Annotated in this window: 5 protein-coding genes; all 5 read left to right on the top strand. The window is 64.3% G+C overall.

All coding sequences use genetic code 11. The features are described 5' to 3' along the window. Positions 1-60: 60 nt before the first annotated feature. The 5 genes from BAMB_RS31745 to BAMB_RS31725 all read left to right on the top strand — a co-directional run bounded on the left by BAMB_RS31745 (position 61) and on the right by BAMB_RS31725 (position 17,254). Positions 61-453: a VOC family protein gene (locus BAMB_RS31745; protein ID WP_011661246.1), complete on the top strand. Its 393-nt coding sequence runs from the start codon at positions 61-63 to the stop codon at positions 451-453. Between the two features lie 60 nt (positions 454-513). Next, positions 514-1,755 (top strand): citrate/2-methylcitrate synthase, encoded by a 1,242-nt coding sequence (locus BAMB_RS31740; protein WP_011661245.1) that lies wholly within the window; start codon positions 514-516, stop codon positions 1,753-1,755. 595 nt (positions 1,756-2,350) lie between these two features. Further along, positions 2,351-4,546 carry a type I secretion system permease/ATPase gene (locus BAMB_RS31735; protein ID WP_011661244.1) on the top strand — a complete coding sequence of 732 codons (2,196 nt, stop codon included), beginning with the start codon at positions 2,351-2,353 and terminating at the stop codon, positions 4,544-4,546. Next, positions 4,530-5,954 carry an HlyD family type I secretion periplasmic adaptor subunit gene (locus BAMB_RS31730; protein ID WP_011661243.1) on the top strand — a complete coding sequence of 475 codons (1,425 nt, stop codon included), beginning with the start codon at positions 4,530-4,532 and terminating at the stop codon, positions 5,952-5,954. Before BAMB_RS31735 ends, BAMB_RS31730 begins: the two co-directional genes overlap by 17 nt. An 89-nt stretch (positions 5,955-6,043) precedes the next feature. Then, entirely contained in the window at positions 6,044-17,254 is an 11,211-nt protein-coding gene (locus tag BAMB_RS31725) for an Ig-like domain repeat protein (RefSeq protein ID WP_011661242.1), read from the top strand. Positions 17,255-17,417 lie beyond the last annotated feature (163 nt).

Raw genomic sequence — 17,417 nt, 5'->3', positions numbered from 1 at the left:
GCGCATTCGCATCCCTTGACCGGCCGCCGCGGCGGCTCAACCCTCATCCGGCCCACGATCATGATCGAATTCAAATGGGATCACCTGCAACTCTGCTCGGCTGATGCCGAGGCCACCGCGGCGTGGTTCGCGCGCTGCCTGAACGCCGAGATCGTGCGACGCCCCGGCCGCGTCGACCTGCGGATCGGCGCCATCAACCTGTTCATCACGGCCCTGCCCGACGCACGACCGGCCGCCGTGCCCGACGGCGCACGTGCGCAAGGCATCGATCACTTCGGCGTGCTGGTCGAGGATCTCGACGCCGCGTACGCCCATCTGGTCGAGCACGGCGCCAAGATCGTCCAGCCGGTGACGCGGATCCGCGCCGGCGTGCGTGGCTGTTTCGTGCGCGCGCCGGGCGAGATCCTCGTCGAGGTGCTCGAGCGGCGCCCCGCCGAGATGACATCGGGCTGAACCCGGTCTATAGTCGGCGCAAGCGGCCGGGCACCGGCCGCGTCCTCATCACGACTCCCCATGCACAACTGGATCACCCTGACGGAAGCCGCGCGGCGGCTCGGCGTGCGGGCGCAGACCGTCTACGCGTATGCGAGCCGCGGCAGCATCGCCGTGATGCAGGATCCCGACGATCCGCGCAAGAGCCTGTATCGCGCCGAGGACGTGATCGCGCTGTGTCGCAAGAAACAGGTCGGCCGCAAGCGCGCGGCGCTGGCGGCTGGCACGATCTTCGGCGCCGAGCCATGCATCCCGAGCGGCATCACCACCTTCGCCAAGGGCCGTGCGTGGTATCGCGGCCGCGACAGCATTCAACTGTCGGACACCGCCACGCTCGAGGACACGGCCGCGCTGCTCTGGCAAGCCACCACGCCCGTGACGTTCGACGCGCCCGCGGTTGCCTTGCCGGCCGGCGAGCGTGATCGCCAGTGCGCGTTCACGCTGCTTGCCACGTTGGCGGCGCATGGCCACTCGACGCTGGGCCGGCTCGACAGCGCGCTGCACGCCGAGGCCGGCCAACTCGTCGCGATCGTCGCGCGCGCGTTCGGCGCACACGACGATGGGGCCCTGCCGTGGACCCATCAGCGGCTCGCGGCGGGCTGGGGCCTGGACGATCGCGGCGCGGACCTGCTGCGTCGCGCGATGGTGCTCGTCGCCGATCACGAGATCACGAGTTCGGCGTTCGCCGCGCGCATCACCGCGTCGACCGGCGCGTCGCTCGCGGGCTGCCTGCTGACCGGGCTCGCGACGTTGTCGGGCCCGCTGCACGGCGACGCGTCGGGACGCGTGCGCGCGGTGTTCGACGACGTGCAACGGCTCGGCGCCGCGCACGTGGTCGATCATCACCTGAAGTCCGCGATCCCGATCCCCGGCTTCGGTCATCATCTGTACCCCGACGGCGACCCGCGCGCGGCCGCGTTGCTCGCGCGGCTCGATCCGCCGGCGGAACTCGCGCGCTTCATCGACAAAGTGACGACGCTCACCGGCCAGCGGCCGACCATCGATGTCGCGCTTGCGATGCTGTCGGTGCAGCTTCGGTTGCCGCGCGACGCGGCGTTCGGGCTGTTCGCGATCGCGCGCAGCGTCGGGCTGCTGGCCCACTGCATCGAACAGCTGCGCGTGGGCAAGGTGATCCGGCCGCGCAGCCGCTATACGGGGCCGACGCTCGATGAACGGCATCTGCGCCCCGAGGCAGAGGACGACGGCAAACTGCCGAAAGCCGGCGTGATCGAGAAGAACCGGGTGTTCAAGATCGTGGATTGACCGCGGCTGCGATGGAGATGGACCGCGAAGCATCGACGCGGCCTTTTCGATTCGTCACGATTCCGATCGAAGCCTCCCGGCGCGTAGGCGCATGAAGTGCCGGCGCCCGACGGTGCGTTGAACCGACGCATATGTACACCGCCGATACGCCCCCCTAACCGCAACGTTTCACGCCTGAAACATTATCGATACCCGATCCGGCCCCGTGCCGACCGCGATTCCGCATCAGCCGTAGCGTGCGCGCCTTCTCCAGTGCGCCATTGCCGCTGGATAGGCACGAAATCCCACGGCGCCCGCGCAGCCGCAACGTATCAGACCTGAAACCAAACCGGCATTCGGATACCACCGTCGGCCGGCGCATGCCTGCCTAAGCCCCACCAGGCGCGGCAGTCGCCGCATCTGGCCCGCTCCTTGCTGTTGCTCCGACGCAAACAGAAGCAAACACGAGCAGTCACAAGCAGTCGCACAAGCGACCAACAGCACATAAACAATCGGGGTGAGGCATGAACAAGACGGAGCGCTTGACGGCGGCGAAGTGCGCGCGCGGCGGGCTGCCGCACCGGTCGGACCGTCACCAGGCCGGCGGCGTGCTGTAATGCAGGCCGCCGCCACACAAGCCGCGGCCGGGGAGCCGTGCGCCGCGCACGGCTGGAATCTGCCGCACGGATCGGGTATCGAAGACGATCCGTTGCTCGGTTGCCTGCTCGTGCTGACGCGGCTGTTCGACCGGCCGGTGGGCGTCGACACGCTCGTGGCTGGCCTGCCGCTCGCCGGCCGGCGCCTCACGCCCGCCCTGTTCGTGCGGGCCGCGGCGCGCGCCGGCCTGTCGGCCAAACTGGCCCGGCGCGCGTTGCCCGACATCCCGGATGCGGTCCTGCCCGCGGTGTTGCTGCTCAACGACGGCCAGGCCTGCGTGCTGGTTCGCCGCAACGCGTGCGGCACCCTGCAGGTGATCCTTCCTGAAACCGGCATCGGCGAGGAAGCCGTCGACGCGGCCGAACTCGCGCAACGCCATGCCGGCCACGTGCTGTTCGCGCGCCCGGCCCACCGATTCGATGCACGCGACACGGAAAGCGTCGTGCCGCGCCCGCGCCACTGGTTCTGGGGCGTGGTCGCGCAATCGTGGCCGATCTATGCGGAAGTGATGCTCGCGTCGACGCTGGTCAATCTTTTCGCGCTGGCGATGCCGCTGTTCACGATGAACGTCTACGACCGCGTCGTGCCGAACCGCGCGCTCGAGACGCTGTGGGCACTGGCGGCCGGCATCGTGCTCGTGATCGTGTTCGACGTCGTGATGCGCACGTTGCGCGGCTATTTCATCGACGTCGCCGGCAAGAAGATCGATGTGATCCTGTCGGCAAACCTGTACGAGAAAGTACTCGGCATCCGGATGGCGGCGCGGCCGCCGTCCGTCGGCGGATTCGCTTCGCAGATCCAGGAATTCGAAGCCGTGCGCGAATTCCTCACGTCGGCGACCGCGGCGGCGCTGATCGACCTGCCGTTTTCGATCGTGTTCGTCGTGGCGATGTTCTGGGTCGGCGGCGGGCTCGGCTGGCTGCCGCTGCTGGCCTTGCCGCTCGTGATCGGCGCGGGCGTGGCCGTGCAGGGGCCGCTCGCGCGCGCCGTGCAAGCCAGTCAGCGCCACGCGAGCCAGCGTCAGGCCCTGCTGATCGAAACGCTGGTCGGCCTCGAGACGATCAAGGTCAACGGCGCGGAAGGACCGATGCAGGCGCGCTGGGAGCAGATGCTCGGCGAGATCGCACGGCTCGGGCTCAAGTCGCGCCTGCTGTCGGGTTGCGCGGTCAATTTCGCGATGTTCGCGCAGCAGGCGGCCTATCTCGCGGTGGTCCTGTGCGGCGTGTACATGATCGGCGACGACCGCCTCACGACCGGCGGACTGATCGCCTGCACGATCTTCACCGGCCGCGCGCTCGCGCCGATGGGCCAGGTCGCGTCACTGCTGACCCGCTACCACCAGTCGCGCAGCGCGCTCGCGTCGATCGACGGCGTGATGAACCTGCCCGGCGAGCGTCCGGCCGAGCAGCGCTTCGTCCATCGGCCGGCACTCGCCGGCGAGATCGAATTCCGCGACGTCAGCTTCGCGTACCCCGGCCAGAGCGGCGTGTCGCTCGAAGGCGTGTCGTTCCGCGTCGCCGCGGGCGAGCGTGTCGGCATCATCGGGCGCGTCGGCTCGGGCAAGACCACGATCGAAAAACTCGTCCTCGGTCTCTACCCGCCTTCGTCCGGCAACGTCCTGATCGACGGCGTCGAACTGCGTCAGTACGATCCTGCCGCGCTGCGGCGCGGGATCGGTCACGTGCCGCAGGACGTGATGCTGTTCAACGGCACCGTGCGCGACAACATCGTGCTGGGCGCGCCGGGCGCGGACGACGACGCCGTGTTGCGCGCCGCGCAGGTGTCCGGCGTCGCGGACTTCGTCAACCGGGTGCCGAACGGCTTCGACCTCGCGGTTGGCGAACGCGGCGAAGCGTTGTCCGGCGGGCAGCGCCAGGCCATCGCCATCGCCCGTGCGATGCTGCTGTCGCCGCCGGTGCTGTTGCTCGACGAGCCGAGCAGCGCGATGGACAACCGCTCCGAAGAGCTGTTCAAGGCGCGTCTGTCGGCCCAGCTCGCCGGCCGCACGCTGCTGCTGGTCACGCACCGTCCGTCGCTGCTCACGCTCGTCGACCGCCTGATCGTGATGGATCAGGGCCGCGTCGTCGCTGACGGCCCGAAGGACCAGGTCCTCGCGGCTCTTGCAGGGAGAAAGCTCCATGTCGCTGCTGGTTGAACCCGACGGCGCCGGCGCGCCGACGACGCAACGCATCGCCGCGCTCAACGCGCTGCGCGCGCGCATCGGCGCCGCGCTGAAGCCGCGCGCCGACGATACCGCGTTCATGCGCGAACGCTGCGCGGCCGCGATGGAGGGGCCGCGCTACTTCACTCACTGGATCCTGTGGGCGACGCTCGCGTTCATCGTCATCGCGCTCCTCTGGGCCGCATTCGCCGAAGTCGACGAAGTCACTGTCGGGGAAGGCAAGGTGATTCCGTCCAGCCGTGTGCAGGTGGTGCAGAACCTGGAGGGCGGGATCGTCTCCGAGATCATGGTGCGTGTCGGCCAGGTCGTCCAGAAAGGCCAGCCGCTGATGCGCATCGACGATACGCGGTTCACGTCGTCGTACAAGGAAGGACAGGCGAAGGATGCCGCGCTCCTCGCCCGCATCGCGCGGCTGAGCGCCGAAGCGAACGGCGCCGCGTTCGTCGTGCCGGCCGCCCTGGCGCGCGCGAATCCGGGCCTGCTGGATGAGGAACGCTCGCTGTTCGAGTCGCGTCAGCGCGAATTGCAGGCCAATCTCGACGTGCTCAGGCAACAGGCCGAACAGCACCGGCAGGAGCTCGCGGAAAAGCGCTCGCGCGAGGGGCAGTTGCAACACAGCTACGCGCTCGTCGCGAAGGAGCTGGCGTTGACGAGCCCGCTCGTCGAAAAAGGCGCGGTATCGGACGTCGAGGTGCTGCGGCTCGAGCGGCAGGCGACCGACATGAAGGGCGACCTCGATGCGACGCGGCTCGCGATGCCGCGGCTGGAAGCCGCCTATCGCGAGGCGCGCCAGAAAATCGACGAAACGACCGCGCATTTTCGCGCCGACGCGATGAAGGAACTGAATCTCGCGCGCGCCGATCAGTCGGCGCTGAGTGCGGCCAACGTCGCGCTCGAGGATCGCGTCACGCGCACGCTCGTGCGTGCGCCGCTGAAAGGGATGATCAAGCAGATCAAGATCAACACCGTGGGCGGCGTGATCCAGCCGGGGATGGACCTGCTGGAAATCGTGCCGCTCGACGACACGCTGTTGATCGAAGCGCGCGTGCGGCCGGCGGACATCGCGTTCCTGCATCCGGGGCAGGACGCGACGGTCAAGCTGTCCGCGTACGACTTCTCGATCTATGGCGGCTTTCCCGCCGTCGTCGAGGACATCAGCGCCGACACGATCGTGCCGGACCGTCCCGGCGAGAAACCGGACAGCTATTACCGCGTACTGGTGCGCACCCGGCAAAGCAAGCCGAGCGGCCGGAGCCAGCCGGTCGCGATCGTGCCGGGCATGATCGCGACCGTCGACATCCGCACCGGGCGCCGAACCGTATTGCATTACCTGCTCAAGCCCGTCATCAAGACCAAGGAAATGGCGTTGCGCGAGCGCTGACACGAGAACCGGTTTGCAGTTCATCGGGCATGCGCCGCATCGGGCGCCGCAGCGCCCGCATCAAATCATGACAGGACGAGGAGCACGACATGGCGACGACTTCAAACGGGACCGCGGTTTCCATCAGCAATACGCCGCAGGCAACGAACGACGTATTTACGTCGGCGCAGACGGGGCTCACAGACAACTCGCTCACCACCGTCTACCTGAACGTGATGGCGAACGATCTCGGCGGTGCGGCCAAGACGCTCTACTCGCTCGACTCCGGCACTGAAACGACCGTCTCGCTCGAACAGGCGGCGTTGCTGACGCAGGATACGGTCCGGGCCGAATCGGTGAGCACGGATTTCAGTGCGCACGGCGCGCACATCTGGATCACGTCGGACGGCAAGGTCGGGTACGACGCGAGCCATCTCGACGCGTCGTGGTTGTCGAACAGCTTCAATACGCTCGGCTACGCGCAGGACAGCTTCACGTATGCGATCCGGCTGGGCAACGGTACGCTGAGCTGGGCGACCGCCTATGTCGACATTGCACCGCCCGCGCCTGTCGTCGTGCTGGCGCACGACACGGGGATGTCGGCGACCGACCACCTCACGTCGGACTGTACGCTGTCGGTCGGCGCGGTGGCGCACGGCGCGACCGTTCAATACAGCACCGACAACGGCGCGCACTGGAACACCAGCTTCTGCGCCGTCGAAGGAACGAATACCGTGATGGTGCGGCAGATCGACGTTATCGGCAATGCGTCGGCTGTTTCTTCGTGCACGTTCACGCTGGATACGGCTGGGGGGATGGCGCCTGGGGTGGCGTTGGCGGTTGATTCGGGTAGTAGCGGGGCGGATCATGTTACGAATGTCGGGGCTTTGAATGTTACCGCGGTCGAAACGGGCGCTACCGTGCAGTACAGCGTTGATAATGGCGCGCATTGGAGTACAAGTTTCAGTGCCGTGGAAGGCGTGAACAATGTGCAGGTTCGGCAGGTCGATGTCGCGGGGAATGCGTCGGCTCCGACCTCGTTCAGTTTCACGCTGGATACGGCGGCTGGGGCGCCGGGTGTTGCGTTGAGTACCGACTCCGGTGGCAATGCCGCAGATCACGTTACCAATGTCGGGACGTTGAATCTCTCGGGGATCGAAACCGGCGCAACAGTGCAGTACAGCGTCGATAACGGGGCGCATTGGAGTACAAGCTTTAGCGCCGTCGAAGGGCTGAACAATGTGCAGGTTCGGCAGATCGATGTCGCAGGCAATACGTCGGCCCCGACCTCGTTCAGTTTCACGCTGGATACGTCGGCTGCTGCGCCGGGTGTTGCGCTCACGAGCGATTCCGGTAGCAGCGCCACGGATCACGTCACCAATGTCGGTACGTTGAACGTCACTGGCATCGAAACCGGCGCCACAGTTCAATACAGCGTCGATAACGGTGGGCATTGGAACACAAGCTTCAGCGCCGTCGAAGGGTTGAACAACGTTCAAGTCCGCCAGATCGACGTGGCCGGCAACACATCGTCAGCTACATCGTTCAGCTTCACGCTCGATACGTCGGCCGCGTCGCCGGGTGTTGCGCTGACCACCGACTCGGGCAGTAGCGGGACTGACCACATCACCAACGTCGGTACGTTAAATCTCACCGGTGTCGAAACGGGCACCACCGTCGAATATTCGACCGATGGTGGCCATACTTGGAACACCAGTTTCAATGCCGTTGAAGGCGTGAACGACGTGCAGGTTAGGCAAACCGATGTCGCGGGCAACACGTCGGCTGCCACATCGCTCAGCTTCACGCTCGATACCTCGGCTGCTGCGCCCGGTGTCGCGCTCACGAGTGATTCCGGTAGCAGCGCCACGGACCACATCTCCAATGTCGGTACACTGAACGTCACTGGCATCGAAACCGGCGCAACCGTTCAGTACAGCGTCGACAACGGTGCGCATTGGAGTACGAGTTTCGGTGCCCTCGAAGGCGTGAACAATGTGCAGGTCCGGCAGATCGATGTCGCGGGCAATACCTCGTCGGCCACGTCGTTCAGTTTCACGCTCGACACCTCGGCCGCTGCGCCGGGTGTCGCGCTCGCGAGCGATTCCGGTAGCAACTCGACCGATCACATCACGAATGTCGGAACGCTGAATCTCACCGGTGTTGAAACGGGTGCCACCGTCGAATACTCGACCGATGGTGGACACACCTGGAACACCAGCTTCAACGCCGTCGAAGGCGTGAACGATGTACAGGTCAGGCAAACCGATATCGCTGGCAACACGTCGGCCCCGACCTCGTTCAGCTTCACGCTCGATACCGCGGCCGCCGCGCCCGGTGTCGCACTGACCACTGACTCTGGTAGCAGCTCGACCGACCACATCACCAATGTCGGCACGCTGAATCTCACCGGTGTCGAAACGGGCGCCACGGTCGAATATTCGACCGATGGCGGCCACACTTGGAACACCAGCTTCAATGCCGTCGAAGGCGTAAACGACGTGCAGGTCCGGCAAACCGATATCGCAGGCAACACATCGGATCCGACCTCGTTCAGCTTCACGCTCGATACCTCGGCCGGCGCGCCCGGTGTCGCGCTCACGAGCGATTCCGGGAGCAGCGCTACCGATCACACCACCAATGTCGGCACGCTGAATCTCACCGGTGTCGAAACGGGCGCCACGATCGAATACTCGACCGATGGTGGCCATACCTGGAACACCAGTTTCAATGCCGTCGAAGGCGCGAATGACGTACAGGTTCGGCAAACCGATATCGCGGGCAACACGTCGGCTGCCACATCGCTCAGCTTCACGCTCGATACCGCGGCCGCTGCACCCGGTGTCGCCCTGACCACCGATTCCGGCAGTGGCTCGACCGATCACATCACCAATGTCGGTACGTTGAATCTCTCCGGTGTCGAAACCGGCGCCACCGTCGAATATTCGACCGATGGCGGCCATACCTGGAACACCAGCTTCAACGCCGTCGAAGGTGTGAATGACGTGCAGGTTCGGCAAACCGATGTCGCGGGCAACACGTCAGTTGCCACATCGCTCAGCTTCACGCTCGATACCTCGGCCGCCGCGCCCGGTGTCGCACTGACCACTGACTCTGGTAGCAGCTCGACCGACCACATCACCAACGTCGGTACACTCAATGTTTCCGGTGTGGAAACCGGCGCAGTTGTCGAATACTCGATCGACGGCGGCCATACCTGGAACACCAGTTTCAATGCCGTCGAAGGCGTGAACGATGTGCAGGTTCGGCAAACCGATGTCGCGGGCAATACGTCGGACCCGACTTCATTCAGCTTCACGCTCGACACCTCGGCCGCCGCGCCCGGCGTTGCGCTGACCACCGATTCCGGCAGTGGCTCGACCGATCAGATCACCAATGTCGGCACGCTGAATCTGACCGCTGTTGAAACGGGCGCCAGCGTCGAATACTCGACCGATGGTGGTCACACCTGGAACACCAGCTTCAGCGCTGCCGAAGGCGTGAACGATGTGCAGGTCCGGCAGACCGATGTCGCAGGCAATACATCTGATTCGACTTCATTCAGCTTCACACTCGACACCTCGGCCGCCGCGCCCGGGGTCGCATTGACCGCCGATTCCGGCAGTAGCTCGACCGATCACATCACCAACGTCGGTACGTTGAATCTTACGGGTGTTGAAACGGGCGCCGCGGTCGAATACTCGACCGATGGCGGCCACACCTGGAACACTAGTTTCAACGCGGTCGAAGGCATGAACGACGTGCTGGTTCGGCAAACCGATGTCGCGGGCAATACGTCCGCCCCGACCTCGTTCAACTTCACGCTCGATACGTCGGCCGCCGCGCCCGGCGTCGCATTGACCACCGATTCCGGCAGCAATGTCACCGATCACATCACCAATGTCGGTACGTTGAATCTTACGGGTGTTGAAACGGGCGCCGCGGTCGAATACTCGACGGATGGCGGCCACACCTGGAACACCAACTTCAACGCCATCGAAGGCGTGAACGACGTGCAGGTTCGGCAAACCGATGTCGCAGGCAACACGTCGGACCCGACTTCGTTCAACTTCACGCTCGATACGTCGGCGGCCGCGCCCGGTGTCGCATTGACCACCGATTCCGGCAGCAATGTCACCGATCACATCACCAATGTCGGTACGTTGAATCTTACGGGTGTTGAAACGGGCGCCACCGTCGAATACTCGATCGATGGCGGTCATACCTGGAACACCAGTTTCAATGCCGTCGAAGGCGTGAATGACGTCCAGGTCCGTCAAACCGATATCGCAGGCAATACGTCGGACCCGACGGCGTTCAGCTTCACGCTCGATACCTCGGCTGCTGCACCGGGCGTTGCACTGACCGCCGACTCCGGCAACAACGCTACCGACCACGTCACCAACGTCGGTACACTCAACGTGTCTGGTGTGGAGACTGGCGCAGTTGTCGAATACTCGATCGACGGCGGCCATACCTGGAACACCAGTTTCAATGCCGTCGAAGGCGTGAACGACGTGCAGGTTCGGCAAACCGATGTCGCGGGCAACACATCGGATCCGACCTCGTTCAGCTTCACGCTCGATACCTCGGCCGGCGCGCCCGGTGTCGCGCTCACGAGCGATTCCGGGAGCAGCGCTACCGATCACACCACCAATGTCGGCACGCTGAATCTTACCGGCATTGAAACGGGCGCCACCGTCGAATATTCGACCGATGGCGGTCACACCTGGAACACCAGTTTCAATGCCGTCGAAGGCGTGAACGACGTGCAGGTTCGGCAAACCGATGTCGCGGGCAACACGTCAGCTGCCACATCGCTCAGCTTCACGCTCGATACCTCGGCCGCTGCACCGGGTGTTGCGTTGACCACCGATTCCGGCAGCAACGCCACCGACCACATAACCAATGTCGGTACACTCAACGTGTCTGGTGTGGAGACTGGCGCAGTTGTCGAATACTCGATCGACGGCGGCCACACCTGGAACACCAGTTTCAATGCCGTCGAAGGCGTGAACGACGTGCAGGTTCGGCAAACCGATGTCGCGGGCAATACGTCGGACCCGACGGCGTTCAGCTTCACGCTCGATACGTCGGCCGCAGCGCCCGGCGTCGCCCTGACCACCGATTCCGGCAGTGGCTCGACCGATCACATCACCAATGTCGGCACGTTGAATCTGACCGGTGTCGAAACGGGCGCCACCGTCGAATACTCGACCGATGGCGGCCATACCTGGAACTCCAGCTTCAACGCCATCGAAGGCGTGAACGACGTACAGGTCCGGCAGACCGATGTCGCAGGCAATACGTCGGACCCGACGGCGTTCAGCTTCACGCTCGACACCGCGGCCGCTGCACCGGGTGTTGCGTTGACCACCGATTCCGGCAGCAACGCCACCGATCACATCACCAACGTCGGTACACTCAACGTGTCTGGTGTGGAAACTGGCGCAGTTGTCGAATACTCGACGGATGGTGGCCACACCTGGAACACCAGCTTCAACGCCGTCGAAGGCGTGAACGACGTACAGGTGCGGCAGACCGATGTCGCGGGCAACACGTCAGACCCGACATCGTTCAGCTTCACGCTCGATACGTCAGCCACAGCGCCCGGTGTCGCACTGACTACCGATTCCGGCAGCAGGGCCACCGACCACATCACCAATGTCGGTACGTTGAATCTCACCGGTGTTGAAACGGGCGCCACCGTCGAATACTCGACCGATGGCGGCCACACCTGGAACACCAGCTTCAACGCCATCGAAGGCGTGAACGACGTACAGGTTCGGCAAACCGATATTGCGGGCAATACATCAGACCCGACTTCATTCAGCTTCACGCTCGATACCTCGGCCGCTGCGCCCGGTGTCGCACTCGCGAGCGATTCCGGGAGCAGCGCTACCGATCACATTACCAGTGCCGGCACGCTGAATCTCACCGGTGTTGAAACCGGCGCCACCGTCGAATACTCGATCGATGGCGGTCATACCTGGAGCACCAGCTTCAACGCCGTCGAAGGCGCGAATGACGTACAGGTCCGGCAGACCGATATCGCAGGCAATACGTCGGATCCGACGGCGTTCAACTTCACGCTCGATACGTCGGCCGCCGCACCCGGTGTCGCACTGACCACTGACTCTGGTAGCAGCTCGACCGACCACATCACCAGTGCCGGCACGTTGAATCTCACCGGTGTCGAAACAGGCGCCACGGTCGAATATTCGACCGATGGCGGTCATACCTGGAACACCAGCTTCAATGCCGTCGAAGGCGTGAACGATGTGCAGGTTCGGCAAACCGATGTCGCGGGCAATACGTCGGACCCGACTTCATTCAGCTTCACGCTCGACACCTCGGCCGCCGCGCCCGGCATTGCGCTGACCACCGATTCCGGCAGTGGCTCGACCGATCACATCACCAATGTCGGCACGCTGAATCTGACCGCTGTTGAAACGGGCGCCAGCGTCGAATACTCGACCGATGGTGGTCACACCTGGAACACCAGCTTCAGCGCTGCCGAAGGCGTGAACGATGTGCAGGTCCGGCAGACCGATGTCGCAGGCAATACATCTGATTCGACTTCATTCAGCTTCACACTCGACACCTCGGCCGCCGCGCCCGGGGTCGCATTGACCACCGATTCTGGCAGCAATGTCACCGACCACATCACCAATGTCGGCACGCTGAATCTCACCGGTGTCGAAGCGGGCGCCACGGTCGAATACTCGACCGATGGCGGCCACACCTGGAACACTAGTTTCAACGCGGTCGAAGGCGTGAACGACGTACGGATTCGGCAAACCGATGTCGCGGGCAACACGTCGGCCCCGACCTCGTTCAACTTCACGCTCGATACCTCGGCCGCCGCGCCCGGCGTCGCGCTCACGAGCGATTCCGGTAGCAGCGCCACCGATCACATCACCAATGTTGGCACGTTGAATCTCACCGGTGTTGAAACCGGCGCCACGGTCGAATACTCGATCGATGGCGGTCATACCTGGAACACCAGTTTCAATGCCGTCGAAGGCGTGAACAATGTACAAATTCGGCAGACCGATGTCGCAGGCAATACGTCGGACCCGAGCTCGTTCAGCTTCATGCTCGATACCTCGGCTGCCGCGCCCGGTGTCGCCCTGACCGCGGATTCCGGCAGTAGCTCGACCGATCAAGTCACCAACGTCGGCACGCTGAACCTCTCAGGCATCGAAACCGGCGCCACCGTGCAGTACAGCGTCGACAACGGCGCGCATTGGAACACGAGTTTCAGCGCCGTCGAAGGGCTGAACAATGTCCAGGTTCGGCAGATCGATGTCGCGGGCAACACATCGTCAGCTACATCTCTCAGCTTCACGCTCGACACCTCGGCCGCTGCGCCGGGTGTCGCGCTGACCACCGATTCCGGCAGCAATGTCAGCGACCACATCACCAACGTCGGCACGCTGAATCTCACCGGTGTCGAAACCGGCGCCACGATCGAATACTCGACGGATGGTGGCCACACCTGGAACACCAGCTTCAACGCCGTCGAAGGTGTGAATGACGTACAGGTTCGGCAGACCGATATCGCAGGCAATACATCGGCTCCCACATCGCTCAGCTTCACGCTCGACACCTCGGCTGCTGCGCCCGGTGTCGCGCTCACGAGTGATTCCGGTAGCAGCGCCACGGACCACATCTCCAATGTCGGTACATTGAACGTCACTGGCATCGAGACCGGCGCAACCGTTCAGTACAGTATCGATAACGGGTCACATTGGAGTACGAGTTTCAGCGCCGTCGAAGGGCTGAACAATGTGCAAGTTCGGCAGATCGATGTCGCGGGTAATACGTCCGCCCCGACCTCTTTCAGCTTCACGCTCGATACCTCGGCTGCTGCGCCCGGCGTTGCATTGACGACCGATTCCGGCAGCAATGCCACCGACCACATCACCAATGTCGGTACGCTGAACGTCACTGGCATCGAGACGGGCGCCACCGTTCAGTACAGCGTCGATAACGGGGCCCATTGGAACACGAGCTTGAGCGCCGTCGAAGGACTGAACAACGTGCAGGTTCGGCAGATCGATGTTTCGGGCAACACGTCTACCCCGACCTCGCTCAGCTTTACGCTCGATACGTCGGCTGCCGCGCCCGGTATCGCGCTCACGAGCGACTCCGGTAGCAGCGCCACCGACCACATCACCAACGTCGGTACGCTAAACGTCACTGGCACCGAAGCCGGCGCCACCGTTCAGTACAGCATCGACAACGGGGTGCACTGGAACACAAGCTTCAGTGCCGTCGAAGGGTTGAACAACGTTCAAGTCCGCCAGATCGACGTGGCCGGCAACACATCGTCAGCTACATCGCTTAGCTTCACGCTCGATACCTCGGCCGCGCCGCCCAGCGTTGCGCTGACCACCGACTCGGGCAATAGCGCCACCGATCACATCACCAATGTCGGTACGTTGAATCTCTCCGGCATCGAAAACGGCGCCACCGTTCAGTACAGCATCGACAACGGCGCGCATTGGAACACGAGCTTCAGTGCCGTCGCAGGCGTGAATAACGTGCAGGTTCGCGAGATCGACATCGCGGGCAACACGTCCTCGGCCACGTCATTCAGCTTCACGCTCGATACCTCGGTCGCTGCGCCCGGTGTCGCGCTGACCGCCGACTCCGGCAGCAGCGCCACCGATCACATCACCAACGTCGGCACGCTGAACCTCTCAGGCATCGAGACCGGCGCCACCGTTCAGTACAGCGTCGACAACGGTGCGCATTGGAGTACGAGTTTCGGTGCCCTCGAAGGCGTGAACAATGTGCAGGTTCGACAGATCGATGTCGCGGGCAACACGTCGTCGGCAACGTCGCTCAGCTTCACGCTCGATACGTCGGCCGCTGCGCCCGGCGTTGCGCTGACCACCGATTCCGGCACCAGCGCCACCGACCACATCACCAGTGTCGGCACGCTGAACGTCACAGGCACCGAAACCGGCGCCACGGTTCAATACAGCGTCGATAACGGCGCGCACTGGAACACGAGCTTCAGCGCCGTCCAGGGCGTGAACAACGTGCAGGTCCGCGAGATCGACATCGCGGGCAACACGTCCTCGCCCACGTCGTTCAGCTTCACGCTCGATACCTCAGCCGCTGCGCCCGTTGTTGCGTTGACCACCGACTCCGGCACCAGCGCCACCGACCACATCACCAACGTCGGCACGCTGAACCTCTCGGGCATCGAAACCGGCGCCACCGTTCAGTACAGCGTCGATAACGGTGCGCACTGGAACACGAGCTTCAGCGCCGTCGAAGGGTTAAACAACGTCCAAGTCCGCCAGATCGACGTGGCCGGCAACACATCGTCGGCTACATCGCTGAGCTTCACGCTCGATACGTCGGCCGCGGCACCCGGCGTCGCATTGACCACCGACTCCGGCAGCAGCGCCACCGACCACATCACCAACGTCGGCACGCTGAACCTCTCGGGCATCGAAACCGGCGCCACCGTTCAATACAGCGTCGACAACGGCGCGCATTGGAACTCGAGCTTCAGCGCGACCGAAGGCGTGAACAACCTTCAAGTCCGCCAGGTCGACATCGCGGGCAATATCTCGAACGCCACGAGCTTAAGCTTCACGCTCGACACCACCGCGCCGTCGACACTGTCATGGCAATACAACCAAGGCACGCACACGCTGACGGCCAATACCGACACGTCCAATGTCTGGAAAGTCCTGATCCACGACAACACGACCAACGCCGATTACACCGCGACGCAGCAAACCGCCGGAACCTGGACCTACACGCAACAGAGCCTGAATCTCAACAAGGACTCCCTCACCGTGACCGAGTGGGACACCGCGGGCAACTCGCGTTCGTTGACGCAGACGGCACCCGCCGGCGTCGCCGGATCCGAGATCAACCTGGCACTCACCGATCCCTCCGGCCACGCGGCCGACCTCGCGGTGACGATCGCCGGCATCCCGTCCGGCTGGACGCTGAACGCCGGCACCGACCTCGGCCACGGCACCTGGCTCGTGCCGACGAACGACCTCGGCGCGCTCACCATCACGCCGGCCGCTTCCTTCACCGGCGCGACCGTGCTTACGGTGACCGAAACCTGGACGGCCGCGGACGGCACCCACGCGGCCGCCACGATCGCGGACAACGTCGAAGCGTACGCAGCCAACGCGCCGATCTTCGCCTGGTCGGGCGACGACCAACTGACGGGATCGGCCGGCAACGACCTGTTCGTGTTCTCGCAGCCGATCGGCGCCGACACGCTGCACACGTTCGACCTCGCCGCCGACAAGATCGATCTCGTGGGCTTCACGGGCATCGCAAACTTCAGCGACGTCCAGGCGCATCTGGCAGACGACGCGAACGGCAACGCGGTGATCACGCTGGGCGATGGCGCCACCATCACGGTAACGGGCGTGCATTCGGCCGACCTCACCGGCAACAACTTCGTGTTCGACCAGGAACCGGTCGTGCAGAACGCCGGCGTCATGACTGTGAGCGACGGCGCGATGCTGCCGATCGGTGGGATCGTGGAGAACACGGGCACGATCGCACTCGGCTCGACCGGCGACATCACGCGCTTCGAAATCCTCCCGAAGAGCGCGACGCTGGAAGGTGGTGGGCACGTAACGCTGTCCGACGACGCCCACAACGTCGTGTTCGGCAGCACGCCGGATGCCACGCTCGTGAACGTCGACAACACGATCACGGGTGCCGGCCAGCTTGGCGCCGGCCAACTGACGCTCGTCAACGAAGGAACGATCGTCGCCGACGGCGCCAACGCGCTCGTCATCGACACGGGCACGCACGCGGTCGCCAACGCCGGCACGCTCGAGGCAACGGGCAGCGGCGGCCTCGTGATCGAAAGCGCGGTGAACAACACGGGCAACCTGTGGGCCAACAACGGCAACCTGACGATCCATGGCGACGTGACGGGTGCCGGCAGCGCGACGATCAGCGGCGGCGCAACGCTCGAGTTCGGCGGCGCGTCCGCGGAAAACACGACGTTCGCCGATGGCGCCGCGGGCACGCTCAAGCTGGACCATTCGGCCGGTTTCACCGGCACGGTCAGCGGCTTCGGTGCCGGCGACGCGCTCGACCTAACCGACGTGCTGTTCGGCGATCACACGACGCTGAGCTTCACGGCCAACGACACGGGAACGGGCGGCACGCTCACGGTGAGCGACGGCGCCCACACCGCGCAGGTCGCGCTTCAAGGCAATCTGGCGGGCGGCAGCTTCCAGCTCTCGCACGATCAGGGCAGCGGCACCGTGATCACTTACGTGCCGCCGCCGCTGCCGCACATTCAGGAGGTGTGAGCCGCTCGGAATGCCCCGTGACCGACGTCCGACGGACAAACGCTCCTCCGGATCGTCGTTCACGGCAGTGTGTTTGATGCATCTGTCGCGATGGCCGGCCGCATGATCGCCGGCATCGCGCAACGTTTGATCGTGCCCAAGGCTGGCTGCAAACCGCCATCGG

This window comes from Burkholderia ambifaria AMMD, assembly GCF_000203915.1.
In the GTDB taxonomy this organism is placed as follows: Bacteria; Pseudomonadota; Gammaproteobacteria; order Burkholderiales; family Burkholderiaceae; genus Burkholderia; species Burkholderia ambifaria.
Note: the sequence above shows the minus strand (reverse complement) of the source record. Positions and strands in the feature narration are given on the sequence as shown.

What these genes read in the sequence shown, in the direction of transcription:
- BAMB_RS31740 (WP_011661245.1), top strand. Translation starts at nt 514, where the DNA reads ATGCACAACTGGATCACCCTGACGGAAGCCGCGCGGCGGCTCGGCGTG.
- BAMB_RS31725 (WP_011661242.1), top strand. Translation starts at nt 6,044, where the DNA reads ATGGCGACGACTTCAAACGGGACCGCGGTTTCCATCAGCAATACGCCG.
- BAMB_RS31730 (WP_011661243.1), top strand. Translation starts at nt 4,530, where the DNA reads ATGTCGCTGCTGGTTGAACCCGACGGCGCCGGCGCGCCGACGACGCAA.
- BAMB_RS31745 (WP_011661246.1), top strand. Translation starts at nt 61, where the DNA reads ATGATCGAATTCAAATGGGATCACCTGCAACTCTGCTCGGCTGATGCC.
- BAMB_RS31735 (WP_011661244.1), top strand. Translation starts at nt 2,351, where the DNA reads ATGCAGGCCGCCGCCACACAAGCCGCGGCCGGGGAGCCGTGCGCCGCG.